Here is a 23,690-nt window from a genome sequence, read left to right as displayed (position 1 = left end):
CCTTTCAGAATCTTCTATCCCAGAACGCCAATCGAAAGGTTCTGATACATGCCCCAGAACGAAGTGACCAGTATCGAGATCATGCCGATGATCTGGGTATACAGACGGCAGCGGGAAATCGTTTTCGAGACAGTTTCGAGTGTCAATTCCTGCCGCCGGAGACGCCTTGCATGCACGATATTCACTAAAAGCACCAAGGTCATTGGGAACAAAAGCAAAAACAGGGCCTGCGCGAACTCGACATCATAATAAAACCCAAGCGTGGCCATCCCGGTGAACAGAAAACACCCAAACGCCAAAAGGATGGTGCCAGACATGTCGACGATCAGCAGAATCCGATTTGTATGGATGCGAACGATGTCGAGCAGATCGGTTTCGACCTGACCTCCGATCCGGCGGGCACGAACAACCAGATCATATGGGATGCCCATCACCCAGTGGCTGGCAGACGACCAGAGTACCGCCAGTACGATCCAGAACCACAGATTCGAAAAGCTGCGCATGTCGATGAGTTCAAAGATCGAAGAGTACCAGTCCAAACCCAACCCTTTATTCGCACTACTCAGGGGGGTTCCATCTAGGCGCGCGTCCATTGATACCCTTGAGACCTTTGTGAATTCATGCCACCCAATGCACGAATGTTCAAGGAGAACGCGCCATGAAACCGACCATTGCCCCATTTCCCATGACCCGCTTTCGCCGAGCCCGTCAATCACAGGCAATTCGTGCGCTGGTGCGTGAGAACACTCTGACAACGGATGACCTGATCTGGCCGGTTTTCGTGCGCGATGGCGAAGGTATTGAAGAGCCCGTGCCCTCGATGCCTGGTGTGGTTCGCAGATCGGTTGACCTGATTGCCAAAGCGGCGGTCGAGGCCCAGGCCCTTGGGATTCCTGCAATTTGCATCTTTCCCTACACCGACCCAGCGCTGAAAACCGAAGACTGCGCCGAGGCATGGAACCCCGACAACCTGTCAAACCGGGCCATCCGGGCAATCAAGGCGGCGGCCCCAGACGTCGCCGTAATGACGGATGTGGCGCTTGACCCGTATAACATCAACGGCCACGACGGATATGTCGTTGATGGAGAAATCGTGAACGACCAGACCGTCGAGGCGCTGGTAAAGATGACACTGGCACAGGCAGACGCCGGTGCGGATATCATCGGCCCGTCGGACATGATGGACGGCCGGATCGGGGAAATGCGTCGCGCGCTGGAACGTGCGGGCCATCACAACGTGATGATCCTCAGCTATGCCGCCAAATATGCCAGTGCGTTCTACGGACCCTTCCGCGACGCAGTCGGTGCATCGGGGGCCCTGACGGGCGACAAAAAGACCTACCAGATGGACCCCGCGAACTCGGACGAGGCCCTGCGCCTGATCGAACGCGATCTGACTGAAGGCGCCGATATGGTGATGATCAAGCCGGGCATGCCTTATCTGGATATCTGCCGCCGCGTGAAAGACAGTTTCGGTGCGCCGACATATGCCTATCAGGTATCGGGCGAATACGCGATGGTTCAGGCCGCAGCCCAGAACGGCTGGATCGATGGCGAGAAGGTGATGCTGGAAAGCCTTCTGGCCTTCAAACGCGCCGGATGCGATGGAATTCTGACCTATTTCTCTCCTCAGGTTGCGCGCATCCTGCAGGGATAAAGCCCGCAAGTTTCGCGATATTTCGCCGATAAGATTTCCCGATCGGGCAGCTTTCCCGTGACACATCGCCCTGATCGGCGTATCCTTGCCGCCAAGACCGGGATCACCCGGCATTTCAGGCACAGTTACAGAGATAAAAAACCATGAGCAGTTCCAATTCCCCCCGACTGAATCGTCGCGGCTTTGCCTTGGGCATGGCAGGTCTGAGCTTGACCGCCGCCTGTGGCAACGGCGTCGGCAATTCCAACGCAGCAACAATCGATGCCCGTGTCGACGCCACGCTGACCGAGATGTACAGCCGCTATCCCAACACGGTTGAAATTGCGAACAAGGCCAACGGCATGCTGGTCATGCCGCTGATTACCGAAGCCGGTTTCGTGTTCGGTGGCGGTTACGGCCGCGGCGCGCTGCGCATCAGCGGTGCAACAGTTGACTTCTACTCGGCGGTCAAGGGCACGGCCGGGCTACAGATCGGCGCGCAGCAATATGCGCATGTCCTGTTTTTCATGACCGAAGACGCCCTGAACGATTTCCGTCGTTCCAGTGGTTGGACAGCCGGAGCAGATATTGGCTATGTGGTCAGCGATCAGGGCGATTCCGTGTCGACAGACACAACGACATTGCGATCGCCCGTTCTGGCTGCCATCTTCGGACAGGCTGGGCTTCAGATCGGTGCGACCGTGGAAGGCACGAAATATACCCGAATTATCCCATAATTCGGGCTTCCCACTTCTTCTGACAAACCCCATCACAGCGGAATGCTGCGGTGGGGTGTTTGTTTTCATCCTTTCCGCGCAGGTTCTCGCCGCGTTCCTCTTTCGGTTGGACCCGCCATCCACTAATCTCCGCGCAACCTTCATGTACTAGAATTTGGGGCAGTAATGGGTCTTGTTTTCCGCTGGCTGGTGCGCATCGTGTCGGGTCTGATCATGCTGATCCTCGCCGCAATGGGCCTCGTCTATTTTCTGGCCAGTCAATCCCTGCCGGATTATGACCAGACGCTTGAAGTCAACGGGTTGACCGCTCCGGTTGAGATCGTGCGCGACACCGCCAATGTGCCGCACATTCTGGCCCAAAATGACCCGGATGTGTTTTTCGGTCTTGGATATGCCCACGCGCAGGATCGGTTGTGGCAGATGACAGTCATGCGCCGCACCGCGCAGGGCCGCTTGTCCGAGATCTTTGGCCCGCGCACCCTGCGCGTTGACAAGCTGTTGCGCCGGCTGGATCTGTACGGCCTTGCCCATCGCTCGGTCGAGGTACAGGACGATTATACCAAGGCTGCCCTTCGTGCTTATGCTGCCGGGGTCAACGCACGCCTAGCCGAGATCAACGACGAGGCATTGGGGCGCGGCGCGCCAGAGATGTTCCTGTTCAATGCCCCCGTCTCGCCTTGGCAACCGGGCGACAGTATTGCCGTGATCAAGCTCATGGCGCTGCAATTGTCCGGTCACCTGACCGACGAGGTTCTGCGGGCGCGGACGTCTTTGATGCTGAGCAATCCGGACAGACTGGCAGATATTCTGCCCGATGTTCCCGGCCCCGGCATCGCCGCGCTGCCTGAATATGCTTCGCTGTTTCCCAACCTTCCACGCTATGCCGCTGGTACGAGTTTTCCCGAAACACCTCTGTCACCCCTTCCCAAACGCGGGTTGGCGGGCGCATCAAACGCGTGGACTGCTGCGCCTTCGCGCTCGGCAAGCGGTGGGACGTTGCTGGCCAACGACCCACATCTGGGCTTCACAGCCCCCGGTGTGTGGTATCTGGCACATCTTGGTCTGGCAAAGGGAAGCGTCATTGGGGCCTCGATCCCTGGTATTCCCACAATCATGACCGGCCGTAGTGACCGGTTGGGTTGGGGGGTGACGTCATCTTATCTTGACGATCAGGACATTCACATTGAGCAGCTGAACCCGGACAACCCCGAAGAATACCTGACCCCGGACGGTTATCAGGAATTCAAGACCCGTCCTTCGATAATTGAAATCAAAGGGGAAGCTCCGGTTACACTGACGTTGCGCTGGACTGAAAACGGGCCGGTTTTGCCCGGTACGGATTACAAGCTGGAAACTATCACACCGCCAGGCCATGTTGCGTCTTTGTCCTGGACTGCGCTCAGCCCGCAAGACACTTCGATGTCGGCGTCCATGGCCCTGATGAACGCGGACAACGTGCAGGACGCCATAACCGTGGCGCGGCAATTCATTGCGCCTTCGCAGAACCTGTCACTGGTCGACAAAACGACGATAGGGATGAAACTGATTGGCGCCATGCCCCGGCGTGATCTGCAAAACCAGAGCCGCGGACGCATTCCGACACCCGGCTGGATTGAAGCAAACCGCTGGCAAGGTCGCCTACCCTACACCAAAAACCCGGAATTTGTGGCCCCTGCTGGCGGCGTTCTAGGCAACACGAATAACAAGATCATCAACCGCCCGTTCCCGGATCATGTGTCCTACGAATGGGGAGACACTCAGCGCGTGCATCGCTGGGAACGCCTGATGCAATCGCGTGAGGTGCATACCCGCGACAGTTTCATCGAAGCGCAACTGGATACCGTCAGTTTCACCGCGCGCTCTCTACTGCCACTGATCGGTGCTGACCTTTGGTATACCGGTGCCTCGGCCCCCGAAGGGACGCCCGAGCGCCAGCGCCAGATTGCGCTGTCGCTGCTGGCGGACTGGAATGGCGAGATGAACGAGCATCTGCCCGAACCGCTGATCTACGCAGCCTGGGTGCGGGCCCTTCAGATCCGCCTGATCTCGGACGAGCTGGGGCCGCTGGCCAGCGAATTCAAACATGTCGAGCCTTTGTTCATCGAGCGGGTCTATCGTGACATTGATGGCGCCGGTGTCTGGTGCGATGTACGACAAAGCGCGCCGATTGAAACCTGTACCGAAATGGCTCGACTTGCATTGGATGATGCGCTGATCTGGATCACCGAACGCTATGGTAGCACACTTGAATCCCTACGCTGGGGTGATGCGCATCAGGCAACCCACGATCACCCCGTTCTGGGAAACGTGCCAATACTTCGGTATTTTGTGAACATTCGACAATCGACCAGTGGCGGCGACAACACCTTGCTGCGCGGGCGCACGTCGGGCGAAGGGCTCGACCCGTTTCAGAACGTGCACGGAGCCGGGTATCGCGGTGTGTATGACTTTGCCGATCCCAACAGCTCGGTCTTTATCACGGCTACCGGCCAATCGGGCCATTTCCTGTCGCGTTATTACGACGATCAGGCGCAGCTGTGGCGGCGTGGCGAATATATTCCCATGTCGCTGGACCTTGACCTTGCCCGCGCCGCTGCTGTCGGAGTGACCAATCTGATCCCACGCTAAGCAACGGGGTTTCGGCGAGTCCCCGCCCCTTTTTGTCCGGACCGTGGACGCCACGCGGCAGTTTCGCCTACCATCACCGGGCGAACTGTTTCGGACCAGGGGGAAACTATGGCCAGCATTCGGGATACTCTGAACAACTTTGCCCGAGATTACGCGATCGCCTGGAGTTCAGGTGACGCCGATGCCGTTGCCAGTTTTTTCACGCAGGACGGTCGGATCACAACCAACCGGGGTGAGCCTGTCGAAGGGCGTGCCGCGATTGCCGAAATGGCCCGAGAAGTCTATGCCGATTTTCCGGATCTGGAAGTGCGGTGCGACATGATGCGATGGGCTGGCTCTCACGCCCTGTTTGTCTGGACACGTGAAGGGCATCATGCCCAGACCGGCAACTATGTTATCGCGCGCGGATGGGATGAATGGGAACTTGCACCTGACCATCTTGTACAATCGTCAGTCGGCTGGTTCGACACCGATGATATACAGCGGCAACTTTACGGCACATGACTTAGGTTGTCTTTTTGCCCGCGGTTTCTATCGCATAATTCCGCGGTATTCCCTGCGTAATCAGAAACCACTCGGATGCCTTCGTCCGCCGCTGATGCGCATCAAATGCCCGCTGATTCACAAAAACCTCTGATACAGTGAACCGTCCGGGTGTGATCTGATCCTCGACAACATCGAACGACAGGCAACCCTCTTCCGCCTTTGTGAGGGCGATATGCGTGGGCAGAGCGGCGCGCACATCTTCAAGGCGATCCGCTGGGACATCAATAAATCCGGTCAGAAATACTCTTTGATCCAATGTGTCAGACAAGTTCCGCCACTTCGCCGTTTCTATAGTGTTTCGAATTGAGCAGCCTGTTTATCCGTCCAAAGGACAGTAATACGGAACCCTTTTTCGGTCTGCTCTTCGGATTGTACAACATCCTGCCGGAACAACCACGCCCGCTTGTTACCTTCAGCGAAGCTAAGGTTCAAAACATCCTCGTGCCGGGCCCCTTGCAGGATTGCTGCAATCTCGGAAAGCAAAGGGGTCACGCCTTCGCCGGTAACTGCCGAGATGGCAAATATGGCCGGATCGCGATCCGCCCTTGCCAATGCAGCGTCTTTTTCTTCGGCACTCAGTAAGTCAGTCTTGTTCCAAACCTCAAGCCGGGGGCGTTCTTCGTCGACACCAAGCGAGGTCAGGATTGCTTCGACATCCTGCGCCTGCGCTTCGGTTTCCTCATGGCTGATATCACGTACGTGAACAATCAGATCAGCGCCCAATACTTCTTCAAGCGTGGCCCGAAAAGACGCCACAAGCTCGGTCGGCAGGTTCGAGATAAAACCCACCGTATCCGACAGGATCACTTCCGGGCCATCGGGCAGTTGCACGCGGCGCATAGTTGGATCCAGCGTGGCAAACAGCATGTCCTTGGCCAACACTTCGGCCCCGGTCAGCCGATTGAACAGAGTAGATTTCCCGGCATTGGTATATCCAACCAATGCAACGATCGGATATGGCACCTTGGCCCGCGCAGCACGGTGCAACGTGCGGGTCTTGACTACTTTCTGCAACTGGCGACGCAGACGCACAAGTTGTTCGTCAATGGCGCGACGGTCGGCTTCGATCTGGGTCTCGCCAGGTCCGCCGACAAATCCCAAGCCGCCACGCTGACGTTCAAGGTGGGTCCAGGCCCGCACCAGCCGCGTCCGCTGATAGCTGAGCGCAGCCATTTCGACCTGCAACACCCCTTCGCGGGTACGCGCACGGTCGCTGAAAATCTCAAGGATTAGCCCGGTCCGGTCGAGGATCTTGACCTTCCATGCCTTTTCCAGATTGCGCTGCTGAACCGGGGTCACCGGCCCATCGATCAGAACCAGTTCAACCTCGTTTTCACGAAGCCGCTCGCCCAGTTCCTCGATCTTGCCACTGCCAAACAAATAGCCGGGCTGGGCGCGTTGCAGGCGAACGATTTCAGACCCGATCACGTCCAGATCGGGCAAAGCGGCGGCCAGCGCAACCGCCTCGGCCAGCGCCGGTTCGGGAACGCGGCGCTGTTCATCTGATTTGATTTCGGGATGCAGCACCCAGGCCCGGGTGCGCGTCCGGTCATGTTCCATCAAGAGGCGTCTTCGCCCTCATACAGGTTGATCGGCTGTGATGGCATGATGGTTGAAATCGCGTGCTTGTACACCAGCTGCGACTGTCCGTCGCGGCGCAACAATACACAGAAATTGTCGAACCAGGTGATCACACCCTGCAATTTCACGCCATTGATCAGAAAAATTGTAACCGGAACCTTAGCTTTCCGTACATTGTTCAGGAAGGCATCCTGAAGATTCTGTCTGTCCGAAGCCATATTTATATAATCTCGCCATTGTTCTTGCCACGCGTTGCGGACCAACACGCTCCCTCCGGTTCAGTATGGAGCGCCGCGTAAAGATATTCCAGACGAAAAATTAAGCAGAAAAAACGGCCGGACCCAACCGCTTCAATCCCGCCACAGCGAAGGAGTGATCAGGGCGATGATCGCAAGTGTCTCGAGCCGGCCAATGACCATCGCCGCGCACAGCGTCAGCTTGGCCCCTGCGGACAGGTCTATCAACCGGATCGGAACATCAGTGGCCAGTTCAATCAGCGGACCCGTCGTGCTGAGCGTTGCGACGCTGAGCACCATGGCCTGTTCGAACCCGGCCCCCATAGCGGCCAGCAAAAGGTTGAACACTGCCAATGTCAGCGCAAAGAGCATTAGAAAAATCCAGGCGATAAACGCGCCGTCCCTTTGAATGCGTCGGTTACCGCCTCCAACCCCGCTGACTGACGAGGGATAGATCAACCGGTCGATCTCGCGCGCACCATTCAGGTACAGGGCAAAAACGCGCAGCAGTTTGACACCGCCAGCCGTAGTGGCGACCCCGCCACCGATCAGCGCCAGCCCCATCAGCAACAATCCGGGCGTTCCCAGACCAGACAATTGCTGCGCATCATCCCAGTTTGCGCTTTCAAACCCGGCGGTTGTCAGAAAGGCCAGAACAGTGAACAGCATACCCCAGATGACCTGCAATGCCTGCAAAGGTTCGATTTGCCCGCCGATTTCCGTAACGCCTGCAATAACGCGAAAGAACAGTAACGCAGCAACGGCCAGCACAATCATCAGGCCAATGCGAAACTCCGGGTCCGTATCCAGTCGGGAATAACCGGATGTTGCCGTGTCGGTCGAAAATGTCAGGCGCGAAAGGGCGAAGAACAGGAACAGAAACAGGATCGCCTCGCCCGTGAATCCCGCTTGCGCGCCTTCCATACCACCCACCGGAGAAATTCCCGACGTCGCCATGACCGACATTGCGTGGCAAACGGCCGTCAGACCATTTTCGCCAGCGATCAGAAGAAGGATCCAGATCACTGCCGTCAGCCCGGCATAGACCGGGGTCAGTCCCTTTGCCACACGGAGCAGCCGGCCTCGTGGATCAACGCGTTCGCTTTGCGCAACACCCGATACCGGGCGACCCGGCTGACCGCGTGCCGTGACCTCGAACCCACCTAGCGACAAAGGCGCAAGGATTGCCGCGGCGGCAATCCACATCAGCAAACCGCCCATCCATCCAACCAAGGCACGCCACAGGTGCAGCGGGGCCGTCAGGCGGTCTGGATCCGGAAACAGATCCGCCCCTGTGGTCGTAAGGGCACTAACCATGTCAAAGTAAGCGTTCAGGAATGTGGTCGTTCCCAGCGCGTCGTGAAATGGAATTGCAAGAAAGACGGGAAGAATGGTGAAACATGCGAGCATCACCGCCAATTGTCCCAAAGTCCCACGCCGTGGCACGCGATTGGACGAGGCCAATGCGATACTGGCGACCAGAAACAACCCTATGATACCGGAATACAGAAACGATCGGGATGTGTCGTGATCATCCAGCGCCAGCGCGTAAACTGCCGGAACCCACATTGCCAGTGACGCAATAGCCCAGATCAGAAGAAACAGCGGCAACCGCCGCAATAGCCCGATCTGTTGTATCCCCGCATGCGCCATCAGAAGAAATCGATTGAAACCTGCATCAGGCGTTCGACCTCAGGCACGTCCTTGGCCATGGCAAAAATCGCGACGACATCCTTTTCATCGATCCTGAGGCTGCCCGTCGGTCGCATCACCTCATCTCCCTTACGCACAGCCCCCACCAGTACGCCTTCGGGAAAATCGATATCGCGCAGCTTTTGCCCCGCCATGGGAGAGGTTGACAGAACCTCGGCCTCGATCACTTCGGCCTCAGCATCTCCGATCGAGTAGACCTGTCGCACCCGGCCATGACGGATGTGGCGCAGGATAGAACTGACGGTGGTTGCCCGCGGATTGATATACGCGTCGATCCCCAAAGGTCCCATCAACGCCACCATGCTGGGATCATTGATCAAAGCAATCGCCAACGTGCAACCCTCGGCCTTGGCCCGCACAGCGGCCAGCATGTTCGTGCGGTCATCATCCGTAACCGCCAGCATTGCATCCGCCCTGTCGATACCGGCCTCGCTCAACAAACTGGCATCAAGACCATCACCGTGCAGCACAATCGTTCGTTCCAGCGCCTCGGCGGCGATCTCGGCGCACCGGCGATCCCGCTCGACGATTTTGGCGCGCACGCGGCTTTTTTGTTCTTCCAGAGTTCGCGCCACTTCAAGCCCGACATTGCCGCCGCCCACGATCACCACGCGATCCTGACGCTTTTGGGTCTTGCCAAACACCTCCATGGTGCGATCCACGTCTTTTACATTGGTAAAGACGTAGCATTCGTCGCCGACAAACAGCTGATCCTCGGATTCTGGTGCAAACAGCGTTCCATCGCGACGCACCCCCACTACGATCGAACTGAGCGTCGAGAACAAATCGGTCAGTTGCCGCAAGGGCGTGTTCACGATCGGGCACTCCTCATCAACGCGAATTCCCAAAAGCTGCGCCTTGCCGTCCATGAAAATCTCGGTGTCAAAGGCGGACGGGGCCGACAGGCGGCGCATCGCGGCTGCGGCCACTTCGCGTTCGGGGCTGATCACCACATCAATCGGCAGATGATCGCGCCGGTAAAGGTCCGAATGGATCGCTTCAAGATAGGATTTCGACCGCAGTCGCGCGATCTTGCGCTGGATCGAAAAGACCGAATGCGCCATTTGGCAAGTGACCATGTTCACCTCGTCCGAATGGGTCGCAGCGATGATCATGTCCGCATCGCGCGCGCCTGCCCTTTCAAGCACATCGGGGTAACTTGCAAACCCGGCGATCCCCTGCACATCCAGTGTTTCGGTCGCCCGCCGTACCAGATCGGGATTGTTGTCGACAACGGTGACATCGTTCAATTCGCCCGAAAGGTGCCGCGCAATCTGCCAGCCGACCTGACCCGCGCCGCAAATAATGACCTTCATGTTTCTGGCCCTTCTGCCTGAAAGGATTGAATGACAGATGCCCCCAAAGCGGTCAATTGAATTGTCATCGCTGATCAGCTGCGGCAAGATAAGCATATGAAAACGCTGTTTCCTATGCTCGTGCCCCTGATGGTGCTGTCCTCGTGTGGGCCACTCTCGCTTTACTATCGTGAGGGTGAAACCGTGTCACGTCTGCAAAAAGAGACCACCCAGTGCCAGCTTAGGGCGGTAAAAGAGGTGCCGGTTGCCAATCAGATCCGTCAAAGCCCGCCGACTTATTGGCCTGGGCGTACGTATTGTGATGGCATGGGTCGTTGCTATCAATCCCCAGGCTGGTGGCAACCCGGCAGGGTTTATACCGTCGATGTCAACCAGGGACTGCGAAACACGGTCGAGGCGCAATGCATGGCCGAGAAGGGATTTCGTCCGGTCAGCTTACCGCCCTGCAAGCAAAACGTGAAATCACGGGTGCCACTGGCGCGAACAACGACATTGCCGCCCCTCAACAGTGCCTCATGCTTTGTGAAATTCGATGACGGGTCGTTTCAGATCATCACACCGGGGCAATCCGGATAAGAAAAACCACTGTTCCGCATGTTTGATCAATCCAGCTCGGTCGAAGCGCGTTTGCGCCGCGCGGCTAGCCACAGATGCAGCGCCATGGCAACAGCATAGAACCCGACCACGGCAATCAACATGCCTGCTTCACTGGTCCGCCACAGAATTGCAAGCAAAACAGGTGTGCCCAAAAGGTTACCCGCATTCCCCATCTGCGCCATCGCACCATAGCTAAGCGCCTGGTTTTCGGGTGTCGAGTTCAACTGCGGTACCGCTGCAAAGCTGCCGCCCTGAACAAGCCCCAGCACCGCAAAAAGCGCAACGCAGACAACGGGCAACGGGGCACCAAGAAACAGGGCGCCTATCGTCAGGATAGACAGCCCGAAACCAAGGGTAACAACGAATACGCCAGAACAAACGTTCAGCAACACTGGGACGGTAAGCCAGGAAATCACGATCCCGGCCAACGGCATCAAACCTGCGATCATCGCACTGACATCTTCCGGCAATCTTCCCGGAAGAATGGCCAGCAGCGAGACAAAGGTCAGCGTGTAAAAGAACCATCCGAGCGCCGGAGCCGACACAAATGCAGAGCGATAGGTCTGTACGTGTATGTCAATCAGTGTTCGAACGCTCCAAAAAGGATTGTTCACCAAAGCCGATGCACTGTTGGGACGGAAAGATACGATCAGGACGGCGATCAGAAACATCAGAACGCCATGGGTAGCAAAATAAACCGGCAGCCCGACCTGAGCGATCAATGGAAGCCCAAGCCATGCGTTCAGGGCAAAGGCGACACCAAAGAAACTGCTCCACAAAACCATTGCCGCGTTGCGCCATTTTCCAATCGTGATTTGCGCAATCAGAGTCGGCGCGGCGACAACGATGGCCAGATGAGAGACCCCTTCGACAACGCGACTGACCAGCATCAGGCCTAAACTGGGGATACTGGCCTGAAACAGGGACACCGCCCCGCCAAGGATCAAGCCAAACATCAGCAACCGGACAGGCCCCACCCGCCCCGCTATCGCGCCGGACAATGCACCAAGAATCGCGCCAATCAGGCTGATGACTGACAAAAGCCAGCCAATCTTATCCGCGTGCGCAGGATAGAGGGCCGCGACCTGAACAAAAGGAACCGCTATCTTGGCGAATTGGGTCGCCGCACCTAGCCCGGCAAGCCAAAGCAACAAAACCTGTAACAAGATGCGTAATGGATGGGGCATAGCCCGGTTCTACTGCACCCGACCGCACAGGAATACGCATAAATTATGCGCGTCCCGACCGTGCCCCACTGACCAGCCTAACCGGCGTTCCATCCGACAGGTACAACCGTTCCCAGGTGATCTGTCCGGCGCTGATCCGGATACGGTCGTGCCGCGCTTCGGAAGTTACAAACGACTTGGGGTTGGGCGCTTGCAAATCCCACCACCCCTCGTCCTGTAGCTCGGCCTCAGCCTGCCGGATCTCTTCCGTTGCAAATTGCCAGAGGGACACGCCAAGCAGTGCCCGTTGGGTGGTTTTCCAGTCCCGCGCCCGCCGGCGGGAATAGGCCAGGCACATATGGCTGGCCTCCTCAACCAGATGGATGCAGTCGGCCGAGTTCACGACAAGCCGTCTTAACGCGTTGTCATCCGCCCTGAAAGGAGCCAGCGCAGCAAACACCGAGTGTTGCAGATCAGTTGTCGGAATCTGAATCCCGTTTTCCCATCTGGAAACCGTGGTCTGATCGACCTCCAGAACCTCTGCCAGCGCGGATTGTTTCAATCCGATCGACCGTCGAAGTCGCTTTAACCGCCTGCCAAAAGCCGGGTAGCCTTCGACGAACCGGCCAGACCGATCAGAGTTCACCGTTCTCGCCATCCCTTCCACACATCCATCTGCCCGTGAACTATGACCCCAGACTCATTCTGCTGGTTCGGGCTCGTCGATTTGCGCGACCCGCGCACCGGATTTGTTTGAGGTCACAACACCCAGCGACTTTAGCTTGCGATGCAGCGCACTGCGTTCCATCCCGACAAAGCTGGCGGTGCGGCTGATATTGCCGCCAAAGCGGTTGATCTGGGTCAGCAGATACTCACGCTCGAACGCTTCGCGGGCCTCGCGCAGCGGCAAAGTGGCCAGCGCCCCCGACAAGACAACGCGGCCCGACTCTTCGGCCTTGTCTTCTTCGCTTGGCAGCTCGCGCGCCTCAATTGGGCCGGTGCCGTCACCCAGAATCAAAACACGTTCGATCAAGTTTTTCAGCTGGCGCACGTTACCCGGCCACGTCATTGTCTGAAGCAAAGCGACCGCCTCGTCCGACAGCTCCCGCATAGGCAACCCTTGGGTTTCGTTGCACATTTCGATGAAATGCTGGGCCAGAACCGGAATATCCTCGCGCCGGTCCTCGAGTGATGGAACGGTGATCGGAACCACATTCAGACGGTGATACAGCTCTTCCCGGAACCGCTCGGCCGCGATTTCATCATCAAGATCTTTGTTGGTCGATGAGATCACCCGAAGATCCACGCGCACTTTGTCCGAGCCACCCACGCGCTGGAATTGCTGATCCACCAGCACACGCAGGATTTTGGACTGTGTACCCAAAGGCATGTCGGACACTTCATCAAAATAGACCACGCCGCCGTGGGCTTCTTCCAGCAATCCGGATTCCACACCACGTTCGGCCGATTCCCGGCCAAACAGAACTTCTTCCACACGCTCAGGCTCAATCCCGGCACAGTTGACGGTCACGAAGGGAGCGTTTGCGCGGTTGGAGTGGGCATGGATATAGCGCGCGGCAATTTCCTTTCCAGAACCCGCAGGCCCGCGCAGCATGACGCGACCGTTTGACTTGGTAACCTTGTCCAACTGCCCCTGCATCGCCCGGAACGACGCGGATTTGCCGATCATGTCGGAGTTGTTGACCTCTTTCCGCTTCAGCGACGCGTTCTCGCGCCGTAGACGAGACGTCTCCATCGCGCGGCGGATCACCACCATCAACTGGTCAATGTTAAAGGGCTTCTCGATAAAGTCGTAAGCACCCTGTTTGATAGCAGCAACAGCGATTTCGATGTTGCCGTGGCCCGAAATAATCACCACCGGCACATCCGGGTTATCGCGTTTTACCGACTTGAGGATATCAATCCCGTCCATACGGCTGTCCTTCAGCCAGATATCCAGGATCAACAGCCCCGGCGGTTCGGAATTGATCGACGCCATGCACTCGTCCGAGTTGGCTGCCAGCCGGGTTGAATAGCCTTCGTCCTCCAGAATGTCGGACACCAGCTCGCGAATATCGCGCTCGTCATCTACGATCAGAATGTCGCTCATCTTTGGCCTGCTTTCAGTTTGTTGGTTCTAATTGCCTGCTTCTGCGGCGCAACGGTTGGGGACATACCTGCCCCAGGCAAACGGATCACAGCCATTGCGCCAAAATGGTCCTGCCCGTCAAATACGGGCGCGTCCTCAAGGGTCAGCGCGCCGCCATGCTCTTCTATAATTTTCTTGACGATCGGAAGGCCCAGCCCGGTCCCTTCGTCGCGTGTCGTAACATAAGGTTCAAACAAACGCGCCCGGTCCTCCGGCAGACCGATTCCATTGTCTGCAATGGTAATGACCGTACCCGCACTGTCGCTTAATACCGCCACCTTGATCTGTGGCACCAGGTTGCTCGGGGCGCCCTTTTCTTGCAAGGTAACAATAGCTTCCCCAGCGTTCTTAATCAGGTTGGTCAATGCCTGGTTGAGCATGGTCGCATCTACATCCGCCATGATCGGCTGCTGCGGCAGATCGGCGTCAATCTGTACGTCCGGCTGTCCCGCCTGCTGCAAAAGAACGGCTTCGCGCACCAGTTCAACCAAGTCTTCCTCTCGTCGAACGGGTTCGGGCATCCGTGCGAACTTGGAAAACTCATCCACGATACGCCGCAGGTCGTTAGTCTGCCGCACGATGACGCCGGTCATCGACTCAAGGCTGCCGCTGTCTTCCTCATCCAGTTTGCGGGCGAACTTGCGCTTGATGCGCTCTGCGCTGAGCTGGATCGGCGTCAATGGGTTCTTGATTTCATGTGCAATGCGGCGGGCCACGTCCCCCCACGCCGCCATTCGCTGTGCGCTGACCAGATCGGTTACATCGTCAAAGGCAACCACATAGCCTTCCAGCCCGCCATCCTCTCCGCGACGGATGGCCATGCGAACCAGCAGGTTTTCCAGCCGCCCCTTGCGTGTGACCTTAACCTCACCCTGAACAGCCTCCTGCCCGCTGTCCTTGAGGCTTTCAAACAAGGGCAGAAACTCGGGAACTGCAATGCCGATAGCCAGGTGTTCTTCGCCTCGTGACCAGTCCAGCAAGCGCTCGGCCGAACGGTTGACGAAGGTAACGCATCCATCCGGGTCCACGCCGACAACACCGGATGTGACCGAACTGAGCACGGAATCAAACAGGCGACGCCTTCTTTCGATTTGCTGGGTGTTTTCCAGCAGCGTGTCCCGCTGTCCTTTTAGTTGTCGGGTCATCTGGTTGAAATATCGGCCCAACATCGCGATCTCGTCGTCGCTGGCCTCTTCGATGACCTGAACGCTCAAGTCTCCGGCACCGACCCGCTGTGCTGCCGTGGTCAATCGTCCGACTGGGCGCGACAGCCGTTCGGCAAACCACATCCCCAGTGACATCGCAGCCAGGATCAGGATCAGCGCAAAGCCGAGATAGAGCAGGCCGAATTCGAACAACACCCTGCCCCGTTCACTTTCCAGCTGCTGATAGAACTGCGCCGTTTCCTTGGTGTCATCCAGCAGCGTCAACAACTGCCCGTCCACTTCGCGGCTGACATACAGGTAACGGTCCAGATAGGCGGTAAGCGGGACCAGCGCGCGGAATTCACTGTTTGGCCAGTCAGCAATGATCAGCAGCCCCTTTTCTGCCGCTTCCGTCATTTGCTCGGCTGTTGGCGCCTCATAGTTGAACAGATAGGACCGATCCCCGCGCGACCGGATTTCGCCCGTGCCGTCGATGACATAGGCCTCGCGCAACCCGCGCTGAATCCGGGCCTGCCCCTGCGCCAGAACCTCGCGGAGTTCGGCATCAGAAATGTAAAACTCCACCGAACGTGCGTTGTTCAGGAACCGCGCCAGAACGGTTGCGTCCTGCGTCAGACCACTGCGATGTTCCTGCTCATAAGCCTCTGCCGCCGTCAGGGAGGACCCGACAACCTGCCGTACGCGATCCGAAAACCAGCCTTCCAGACCGATATTCACGGTAAGGCCGGCAAAAATGGCGACCGTAACGGTCGGAACCAGCGCGAGCAGCGTAAACGCCCCGATGAGGCGCAAATGCAGGCGCGAGCCCGCCGACTTGGCCCGCCTGGCCGCAATCAGGCTACCCAACTGACTGAGCACCAAAGCCGCAACGACCAGAACATAGACTAGATCGGCTAGCAGAATCAGCCGCAATGTCGGCGCGGTCGCACCAAGATCAAAGGGACCAATGACAAGATATGTGGCAAGCGCCAGAACTGGCCCCAAGAGGACCAGCCCAAAGGTGCCGAAATTGCGCAGTTTCCGTGATTTACGCCATCGACCAATCGATAGGATCATCCCGCTCTGTGCTCGGGTTGCCACCGTCTGCCCTCATCCTGATGTGCCGCTTGTGCGGCTTACCGCCATATATCGTGATCTTTTCCTGACAGGTGCCAGGATGCCACGGTTTGTGTGGCGATATTACATCAGTTTGCGACGCCGTGTCACCTGAATATCGAGGTCAGTAATCTTTTTTCGCAGCGTATTTCGGTTAATCCCCAGTAAATCAGCACATTTTGCCTGATTCCCACCAGTTGCATCCAGTGCGATTTCGATTAGCGGAGCCTCAACCTCACGCAAAATCCGCTGATAAAGGCCCGGTGGCGGCAAAATGTTGCCGTGCAGATCGAAATACCGTCGCAGATGACGCTCGACCGAAGTTGAAAGCTTTTCACGTTCGCCACCGCTCAGAACCGGTGCGGCTTCGGGCTGGCTGCCCAACACCATTTCCACCTCGGCCTTTGAAATCTCATCTGCCCGGCTGGTCAGCCCCAAACGGCGAACAGCGTTTTCCAGTTGTCGCACATTCCCCGGCCATGAATAGCGCCGCACCAGTTCCACCGCATCAGAGCTGAGCCACCGCTTGTTTCCGTTTTCCTTCTCTTCCCGGGCCAGAAAATGTTCGGCCAGCAGCGGAATATCGTCGACCCTTTCGCGCAACGATGGCACGTGGATCGTCGCCCCGCACAAACGATAATACAGGTCCTGACGGATACGGCCGTTTTCCATCCCATCGGTCAAGTTTGTCTGGCTGGTAGCCATGAAACGCGGAGCATGATCGCCGGGCGTATCCATCATACGCACCACGCGGGCTTGAATTTCATCGCCGATATCTGCGATTTCATCTATCAGCAGCGTACCTCCACGCACCCGCGCCATCACGCGGGCCGGGCCCTCCAAATCGCTTAGGTCGGCTGCGGTGACTGTGACAAAGGGTAATGTACGCCGATCCGAAAAGTCGTGAATTGCCCGGGCAATCAGCGATTTACCCGTTCCGCTTTCACCCGAGATCATTACCGGCAGGTCGGTGTTCATCACGCGTGCGACCAACCGATACAAGGCCTGCATGACTGGCGTGCGGCCGACCAGAGGCAGCTCATCCGGACGCTCACCGCCTGCCTGTTTGGGTTCTGGCTGTGCGCGCTGCTTCTGATCCAGTGCCCGCGCCGTGCGTTTCATCAAATCCGGCAGGTCAAACGGTTTGGGCAGATAGTCATATGCGTCTGCCTCAGCCGCCTGAATCGCGGTCATGATCGTGTTTTGTGCGGAAATCACGATAACCGGCAATCCAGGGCGATCCTTTGCGATCTTCGGCAGCATCTCCAGACCATTGCCATCAGGCATGACAACGTCCGAGATCACCACGTCGCCTTTACCTTCGCCGACCCAACGCATCAGGGTGGTTAGCGAAGACGTTGCGTGCACCTTGCATCCGGCCCGCGTCAGCGCCTGAGTCAGAACGGTGCGGATTGTGCGGTCGTCATCCGCAACCAGTACGGTGCCATCCATCAGGTGCTCTCCTTCTTGTGTTCTGTTGCATCTCGCGGCGCGCGGCGCAGCGACAGTTTGAAAACGGTGCGGCCAGGCACGGAATCGGCGGAAATCCAGCCGTCATGGTCGGAAACGATCTTGCTGACCAGCGCCAGCCCGAGACCGGTGCCGTTTTCCTTGCCCGACACAAACGGGTCAAAAATGTCACCGCGGATATCCTCGGGCAGCCCTGGACCGTCATCGATGATCTCGATCTGCAACGGCAGCGAGTGACCCGACCCATCACTTCTGCGCAGCCGGAAGGAATGTTCGAAATACGTGCGCAGACGGATTGTTCCGCCCTGAGGCCCTGCGGCCTCGGATGCGTTTTTCAGCAGGTTCAGAACCACCTGAAGAAACTGGTCCGGATCGCCATAGGCCAGCGGCAATGACGGATCGTAATCCTCGATGATTGTCATATCCGCGCCAAATCCCAGCAGCGCGGACCGCCTTGCACGGTCCAGTACATCGTGGATATTGACCGGCCTGAGGTCCGGTTTCTGCAAGTTGCCGAATTGCTCGACCTGTTCCAGAAGCTTCACGATCCTTCGGCTTTCGGCCACAATAAGGTCTGTAAGTTCAAGATCCTGTGGCGAAATATTCATGCTCAGCAGTTGCGCTGCACCGGTAATCCCGGCCAGTGGGTTCTTAATTTCGTGCGCCAGCATCTCGGCCATGCCAATCGCCGACTGCGCCGCTGACTTGACCGTGTTGCCCAAGGTCATCCGGCCCGCCAGTTCACGAGGTGATATAATCATGATCATCGACCCCGGATGCCCAACCAGAGGCGCGATCTGCAACGCACATTGCAACGGCGCACGGTTCCCCGAACCAGCATCCACATCGTTTACGAACAGTGGCGTGCCTTGAGAACGGGCGCGCAGGAATGCTTCCTCCAGCGGTGCGTCAACGGCGATCTGGTCCCATACCGGATGCCCGATTACCGACCGGCGCGAGGCATTCAAAAACCCCTCGCCCGCCGAATTCACATCTGCGATGCGATCTTCTTCATCGATTATGAAGGCCGGAACCGGCAATGAGTTCCAGATGTTGGCGTTGGAATTCATGCCGCCACCTCGCCCGTATCGGCAAGTGCGTCCCCAAGCAGACGCAGGACTTCATCCGTGCTTCGCGACGTCAAAACTGCCCGGCGCAGCGGCGCAGGGGTTGCGGCCTGATCCATGTACCATCCCAGATGCTTGCGGGCGACACGCAGGCCCAGATCGGCACCGTAAAATCCCAGCATCGCCTGATAATGCGCGCGCACCATGTCGATCAGGACATTCCCGACCGGAATATCCGGCGCATCCTCCCCGTAGAGGTCGTGACTGATCTGCGCCAAAAGCCACGGTTTACCCTGCGCGCCACGCCCGACCATGACCCCATCTGCACCAGACTGAGTCAGCGACGTTCGCGCGGCGGCAGTATCCGTGATATCTCCGTTCGCAATGACCGGAATCGACACGGCTTGTTTCACGGCCCGGATCGCGCTCCAGTCAGCGCGCCCCTTGTAGAACTGGCATCGCGTGCGTCCGTGGATCGTAACCATCTGAACGCCTGCGTCTTGTGCACGGCGTGCGACCTCAGGGGCATTCAGCAGGGTGTCATCCCACCCCAGACGGGTTTTCAATGTCACCGGAACGTCAACTGCACTGACTACGGCCTCGATCAGCGTCAGCGCATGGTCTGGTGTTTTCAGCAGGGCCGAGCCGGAATACCCATTTGTAACCTTCTTGGCGGGACACCCCATGTTGATGTCGATCACCCGCGCCCCACGATCAGCAACCTGACGCGCCGCCTCGGCCATCCAGTGCGCCTCGCGCCCTGCCAGTTGCACAGCTGTATTTTCCACATCGGCAGACAATTCGGCGCGCTCCCGCACTCCGGGTTTGGCCTGCACCATTTCCTGACTGGCGACCATTTCACTGACGACCATGCCGGCGCCGAAGCGCATAACTAGATCCCGAAATGGGCGATCGGTGATTCCGGCCATCGGGGCCAGCAAAACCGGCGGTGTTACGAGTTTGTCAGCGAAGCGCAAAGTCAACGTGCTTAATCCTTGGGCAACTGCAGTTCTGATATCGAATTCTACGCATATGAACAACAAAACGACGCGCAACAAGCCTGTAGAACCATCAACTGCCTATTTTTTAATCACATGACCATAGGTGATTGCCTCTGCAATCACCGCCGCCTAAACAAACGCAACAAAATGGAGGGCGCGCGGCATGACCACAGCTGCCATCATAGTCGCCGCAGGCCGCGGCCTACGCGCAGGGGGCGATGTCCCAAAACAGTGGCGCAGCCTTGCAGGACGCCGCGTGGCAGACTGGACAATCGATCGGTTCCGCGGACAGGTCGCCCATATCGTTCTGGTCTTATCCGACGAAGACACTCAGGTCTGGGAGGAGTTTCGTGATACCGATCTGATCCTCGCCTCGGGCGGCACAGATCGCACGGGTTCTGTGCGCAACGGTTTGAAGGCCCTGGCGCACCTCGACGTGAAGCGCGTCCTGATTCATGACGTTGCCAGACCCTGCGTTTCGTTGCGCACCATTCAGGACGTCTTGAACGCATTGGATGCACATCAGGCCGCCGCCCCCGGACTGGCGGTGACTGACGCCTTGTGGATAGGACAAGGCGGGGCCGTGACTGGCACACAAGACCGCAGCAACCTGTTTGCGGCGCAAACACCGCAAGGCTTTCACTATGACACCATCACCGCCGCCCATGCGGCGCATCCGGGCGGTGCTGCTGATGATGTTGAGGTTGCACGCGCTGCGGGGGTAGATGTCTGCATCGTACCGGGCGATGCGGACAACCTGAAGATCACCCGCCCCGAGGATTTTGCCCGGGCGGAACGTATCATGGGAATGGATATGGATGTAAGACTTGGCAACGGCTATGACGTGCACCGATTTGGCGACGGGGATCATGTTGTCCTTTGCGGTGTAAAGGTTCCCCATGATCGCGGGTTGCAGGGGCACTCGGATGCAGATGTCGGGATGCATGCTGTAACCGACGCGATTTATGGCGCATTGGCGCAAGGCGATATCGGGCAGCACTTCCCGCCCTCGGATCCACAATGGAAAGGTGCCGCCAGCAAGATCTTTCTGCGTCACGCGGTCGAATTGGCCGGACAGATGGGATATCGCATCTCGAACGTGGATTGCACGCTGGTCTGTGAATATCCGAAGATTGGCCCTCACGCCGCTGCCATGCGAGAAGAAATGTCCAAAATCATGGGCTTGTGCGTCGATCAGATCTCGGTCAAGGCCACCACGTCCGAGCGTCTGGGCTTCACCGGTCGCAGTGAAGGCATCGCATCGCTTGCGACGGCCTGTCTGGTGAAATCATGAACGCGGCGCAGTTGATTGGCACCGTTGGCGGCGTCGGATATATACGCCCTGCCCCCGGCACCTGGGGTTCGCTGGCCGCGCTGCCGATGGCTTGGGTCCTGCACACGCTGGGCGGATTCCCATTGCTGGCAATCGCAACGCTCGTGGTGTTCGCAGGCGGCCTGTGGGCCACGCGCGTGATGACCGACGGTCAGGACGATCACGACCCGTCGGAAATCGTCATTGATGAGGTTGCGGGCCAGTTCATTGCACTCTGGGCGATCTCATATCCGTCCTGGGCGCATGGGATCGACATTACCGCCCTCTGGCCCGGCTGGGTTGCCGGGTTCGCCCTGTTTCGCCTGTTCGACATCACCAAACCCGGCCCCGTCGGTTGGGCAGATCGTCGCGGCGATCCTATTGGAGTGATGCTGGACGACGTGATTGCGGGTATTTTCGCAGCCGTTGGCGTGATGGTTCTGGCAGGCATCGCGCACGGGGTTCTGGGCCTATGAACGTGCCCGACCTGCTGAACCGCGCCAAGGCGCAGGGCGTTGTGATCGCGACAGCGGAAAGCTGCACCGGCGGTATGGTCGCTGCGGCCCTGACGGATATACCCGGTAGTTCGGCCGTCGTGGATCGGGGTTTTGTTACCTATACCAACAGGGCCAAACAGGACATGCTGGGTGTGCTGGCAGAAACCCTGCAGGCTTTCGGCGCAGTGTCCGAGCAGGTCGCTCGCGAAATGGCCGAAGGCGCATTGCGCAACTCACAAGCTCAGCTTGCCGTCGCGATTACCGGCATTGCCGGGCCGGGCGGGTCTGAGTTCAAACCCGAAGGGCGCGTATGTTTCGGACTGGCAAGAGAAGGCCGGGAAACCCAAACCGAAACGATTGAGTTTGGCGCGCAAGGGCGGGATGCGGTGCGCCGCGCCGCGCGGGATCATGCGCTGGCGTTGCTTCTGACTGGCCTTTCATAACGCGCACGATTTTTGGGCATTATCTGCCCATAGCCGCCAAAACTGTCATCACTTGAACAAAAGGCGACAAAATAGGCGACCAATTTGGGTGTTGCCTCTTTTTTCCTCACCTGCCCTCCGCTTCAAGGCTCTGCACATACACTCACTCGACCCCGGAGCGTTGTCAGATGACCTGCCCGGGAAACCATGCAGGGAAAAGGAGAGCGGCCCATGAATGGAGCCGATACAGCCTGGATCATAGTTGCTACAGCACTGGTCCTTTTCATGACATTGCCGGGGCTGGCCTTGTTTTATGGCGGGCTCGTACGTGCCCGAAACGTGCTCAGCGTTTTTATGCATTGCTTTGCCATTGCCTGTTTGATGAGCATTCTGTGGCTGGTGGCCGGGTACTCCATCGCCTTTGGGCCCGGTGAAAGTGGGCTTTGGGGTGGTTTGGGCAAGGCTTTCCTCAACGGTGTTGATGTGGACAGCCTTGCTGGCACTCTACCGGAAATCCTGTTCTTTGCCTTTCAGATGACCTTTGCCATCATCACCCCGGCCCTGATCGTGGGCGCATATGTCGAACGGGTAGGCTTTGGCTTTGTACTGACCTTCTCGGCGCTATGGATGCTGCTGTGCTATGCGCCGGTGGTTCACTGGATCTGGGGCGGTGGAATGCTGGCCGATGGTGGTATTTTGGGCGACATTGGCGTGCGTGATTTCGCAGGTGGTATCGTGGTGCACGAAACCGCTGGTCTGGCAGCCCTGATCATCGCCGTCATCCTTGGCCCGCGCCGCAACCGCACGACCCCGCCGCATAATCCCGGCTATGTCATGGTGGGCGCCGCGATGCTGTGGGTCGGCTGGTTCGGCTTTAATGGCGGCTCGCAACTGGCCGCGGACGGAGGTGCTGCGATGGCGATGACCGTTACCCACCTGTCCGCCGCTACTGCCTCGTTGACATGGGCGCTTTGGGAACGCATCCGATTTGGCAAAGCCTCGATGGTGGGTCTTGTTACCGGAACAATTGCAGGTCTGGCCTCGATCACGCCCGCTTCGGGTTTTGTGGGTCCGGTTCAGGCCCTCATCATCGGTGCTGTTGCGGGCATTCTGTGTCAGGAAGCCGTCAGTCTGGTGCGCAACAAGCTGAATATCGACGACACGCTGGACGTGTTCGCGGTACATGGCGTCGGAGGCATCTTCGGCACCATCATGATCGCCCTGTTTGGCCTTGGCACATGGACTGCCCAGTTGGGTGGGCTGGTTATCGTGGGTGCCTTCACGGCAGTTGTCACGTTTGTGTTGGTCAAACTGGTTGCACAGATCACACCACTTCGCGTAAACGCCGAGACCGA

General features: G+C 58.0%; 22 protein-coding genes. 9 read left to right on the top strand and 13 right to left on the bottom strand.

The genetic code is table 11. From position 1 onward, the window contains the following. Positions 1-14: 14 nt before the first annotated feature. A complete protein-coding gene (locus AC2FLZ_RS05755; protein ID WP_480486469.1) occupies positions 15-539 on the bottom strand; it encodes a component of SufBCD complex in 525 nt (174 codons plus the stop codon). Between the two features lie 119 nt (positions 540-658). Here AC2FLZ_RS05755 and hemB point away from each other — a divergent pair, with 119 nt between their 5' ends. From hemB to AC2FLZ_RS05735, 4 genes are all read left to right on the top strand, one after another. Next, the gene (gene hemB / locus AC2FLZ_RS05750) at positions 659-1,657 is read left to right on the top strand and encodes a porphobilinogen synthase (RefSeq protein ID WP_480553669.1); all 999 of its coding nucleotides are present in this window, start codon (positions 659-661) and stop codon (positions 1,655-1,657) included. A 143-nt stretch (positions 1,658-1,800) separates the two neighbouring features. After that, on the top strand, positions 1,801-2,373 hold the full coding sequence (locus tag AC2FLZ_RS05745; RefSeq protein WP_480473050.1) for a lipid-binding SYLF domain-containing protein: 573 nt from the start codon (positions 1,801-1,803) through the stop codon (positions 2,371-2,373). Positions 2,374-2,538: 165 nt separating this feature from the next. Continuing rightward, positions 2,539-5,001, top strand: a complete 2,463-nt coding sequence (locus AC2FLZ_RS05740) for a penicillin acylase family protein (protein ID WP_496714366.1) — start codon at positions 2,539-2,541, stop codon at positions 4,999-5,001. 108 nt (positions 5,002-5,109) lie between these two features. Beyond that, positions 5,110-5,505 carry a nuclear transport factor 2 family protein gene (locus AC2FLZ_RS05735; RefSeq protein ID WP_480517229.1) on the top strand — a complete coding sequence of 132 codons (396 nt, stop codon included), beginning with the start codon at positions 5,110-5,112 and terminating at the stop codon, positions 5,503-5,505. Position 5,506: 1 nt separating this feature from the next. Here AC2FLZ_RS05735 and AC2FLZ_RS05730 read toward each other — a convergent pair whose 3' ends face one another. The 5 genes from AC2FLZ_RS05730 to trkA form a co-directional block, all read right to left on the bottom strand. Continuing rightward, on the bottom strand, positions 5,507-5,815 hold the full coding sequence (locus tag AC2FLZ_RS05730) for a putative quinol monooxygenase (RefSeq protein ID WP_480493062.1): 309 nt from the start codon (positions 5,813-5,815) through the stop codon (positions 5,507-5,509). Positions 5,816-5,835: 20 nt separating this feature from the next. Next, positions 5,836-7,107: a GTPase HflX gene (gene hflX, locus AC2FLZ_RS05725; protein ID WP_480473058.1), complete on the bottom strand. Its 1,272-nt coding sequence runs from the start codon at positions 7,105-7,107 to the stop codon at positions 5,836-5,838. Next, positions 7,107-7,346, bottom strand: a complete 240-nt coding sequence (gene hfq, locus AC2FLZ_RS05720) for an RNA chaperone Hfq (protein WP_005982826.1) — start codon at positions 7,344-7,346, stop codon at positions 7,107-7,109. Before hfq ends, hflX begins: the two co-directional genes overlap by 1 nt. Before the next feature lie 132 nt (positions 7,347-7,478). Further along, positions 7,479-9,017, bottom strand: coding sequence for a TrkH family potassium uptake protein (locus AC2FLZ_RS05715; RefSeq protein WP_480553679.1), 1,539 nt, complete (start codon positions 9,015-9,017; stop codon positions 7,479-7,481). Next, entirely contained in the window at positions 9,017-10,393 is a 1,377-nt protein-coding gene (gene trkA / locus AC2FLZ_RS05710; protein WP_480553681.1) for a Trk system potassium transporter TrkA, read from the bottom strand. The genes AC2FLZ_RS05715 and trkA overlap by 1 nt, the downstream gene beginning before the upstream one ends. Before the next feature lie 96 nt (positions 10,394-10,489). On the opposite strand from trkA, the gene AC2FLZ_RS05705 reads away from it, so the two are divergent. Further along, positions 10,490-10,969 (top strand): hypothetical protein, encoded by a 480-nt coding sequence (locus AC2FLZ_RS05705; RefSeq protein WP_480473064.1) that lies wholly within the window; start codon positions 10,490-10,492, stop codon positions 10,967-10,969. Between the two features lie 26 nt (positions 10,970-10,995). Here the strand turns inward: AC2FLZ_RS05705 and AC2FLZ_RS05700 are convergent, their stop codons facing one another. The 7 genes from AC2FLZ_RS05700 to dusB all read right to left on the bottom strand — a co-directional run bounded on the left by AC2FLZ_RS05700 (position 10,996) and on the right by dusB (position 20,086). Further along, positions 10,996-12,177, bottom strand: coding sequence for an MFS transporter (locus AC2FLZ_RS05700; protein ID WP_496715604.1), 1,182 nt, complete (start codon positions 12,175-12,177; stop codon positions 10,996-10,998). 43 nt (positions 12,178-12,220) lie between these two features. Continuing rightward, entirely contained in the window at positions 12,221-12,802 is a 582-nt protein-coding gene (locus AC2FLZ_RS05695) for a helix-turn-helix transcriptional regulator (RefSeq protein ID WP_480553683.1), read from the bottom strand. A gap of 54 nt (positions 12,803-12,856) precedes the next feature. Beyond that, positions 12,857-14,266, bottom strand: coding sequence for a nitrogen assimilation response regulator NtrX (gene ntrX / locus AC2FLZ_RS05690; protein WP_480473070.1), 1,410 nt, complete (start codon positions 14,264-14,266; stop codon positions 12,857-12,859). Beyond that, complete coding sequence (locus AC2FLZ_RS05685; RefSeq protein WP_480476753.1) at positions 14,263-16,527, bottom strand: sensor histidine kinase NtrY-like; 2,265 nt, start codon at positions 16,525-16,527, stop codon at positions 14,263-14,265. Before AC2FLZ_RS05685 ends, ntrX begins: the two co-directional genes overlap by 4 nt. 123 nt (positions 16,528-16,650) lie before the next feature. After that, on the bottom strand, positions 16,651-18,018 hold the full coding sequence (locus tag AC2FLZ_RS05680; RefSeq protein WP_480473072.1) for a response regulator: 1,368 nt from the start codon (positions 18,016-18,018) through the stop codon (positions 16,651-16,653). Beyond that, the gene (locus AC2FLZ_RS05675; protein WP_480473074.1) at positions 18,018-19,106 is read right to left on the bottom strand and encodes a two-component system sensor histidine kinase NtrB; all 1,089 of its coding nucleotides are present in this window, start codon (positions 19,104-19,106) and stop codon (positions 18,018-18,020) included. Before AC2FLZ_RS05675 ends, AC2FLZ_RS05680 begins: the two co-directional genes overlap by 1 nt. Further along, on the bottom strand, positions 19,103-20,086 hold the full coding sequence (gene dusB, locus AC2FLZ_RS05670) for a tRNA dihydrouridine synthase DusB (protein WP_496811950.1): 984 nt from the start codon (positions 20,084-20,086) through the stop codon (positions 19,103-19,105). The genes AC2FLZ_RS05675 and dusB overlap by 4 nt, the downstream gene beginning before the upstream one ends. A gap of 181 nt (positions 20,087-20,267) precedes the next feature. On the opposite strand from dusB, the gene AC2FLZ_RS05665 reads away from it, so the two are divergent. The 4 genes from AC2FLZ_RS05665 to AC2FLZ_RS05650 form a co-directional block, all read left to right on the top strand. Next, complete coding sequence (locus AC2FLZ_RS05665; protein WP_480624460.1) at positions 20,268-21,398, top strand: bifunctional 2-C-methyl-D-erythritol 4-phosphate cytidylyltransferase/2-C-methyl-D-erythritol 2,4-cyclodiphosphate synthase; 1,131 nt, start codon at positions 20,268-20,270, stop codon at positions 21,396-21,398. Further along, positions 21,395-21,892 carry a phosphatidylglycerophosphatase A family protein gene (locus tag AC2FLZ_RS05660; RefSeq protein ID WP_480553687.1) on the top strand — a complete coding sequence of 166 codons (498 nt, stop codon included), beginning with the start codon at positions 21,395-21,397 and terminating at the stop codon, positions 21,890-21,892. The genes AC2FLZ_RS05665 and AC2FLZ_RS05660 overlap by 4 nt, the downstream gene beginning before the upstream one ends. Next, positions 21,889-22,356 (top strand): CinA family protein, encoded by a 468-nt coding sequence (locus AC2FLZ_RS05655; RefSeq protein ID WP_480517247.1) that lies wholly within the window; start codon positions 21,889-21,891, stop codon positions 22,354-22,356. The genes AC2FLZ_RS05660 and AC2FLZ_RS05655 overlap by 4 nt, the downstream gene beginning before the upstream one ends. 210 nt (positions 22,357-22,566) lie before the next feature. Continuing rightward, positions 22,567-23,690: ammonium transporter (locus AC2FLZ_RS05650; protein WP_496881932.1), on the top strand; the 1,124-nt coding region annotated here is incomplete at its 3' end.

This window comes from Ruegeria sp. YKSF131 (assembly GCF_059612645.1).
Note: the sequence above shows the minus strand (reverse complement) of the source record. Positions and strands in the feature narration are given on the sequence as shown.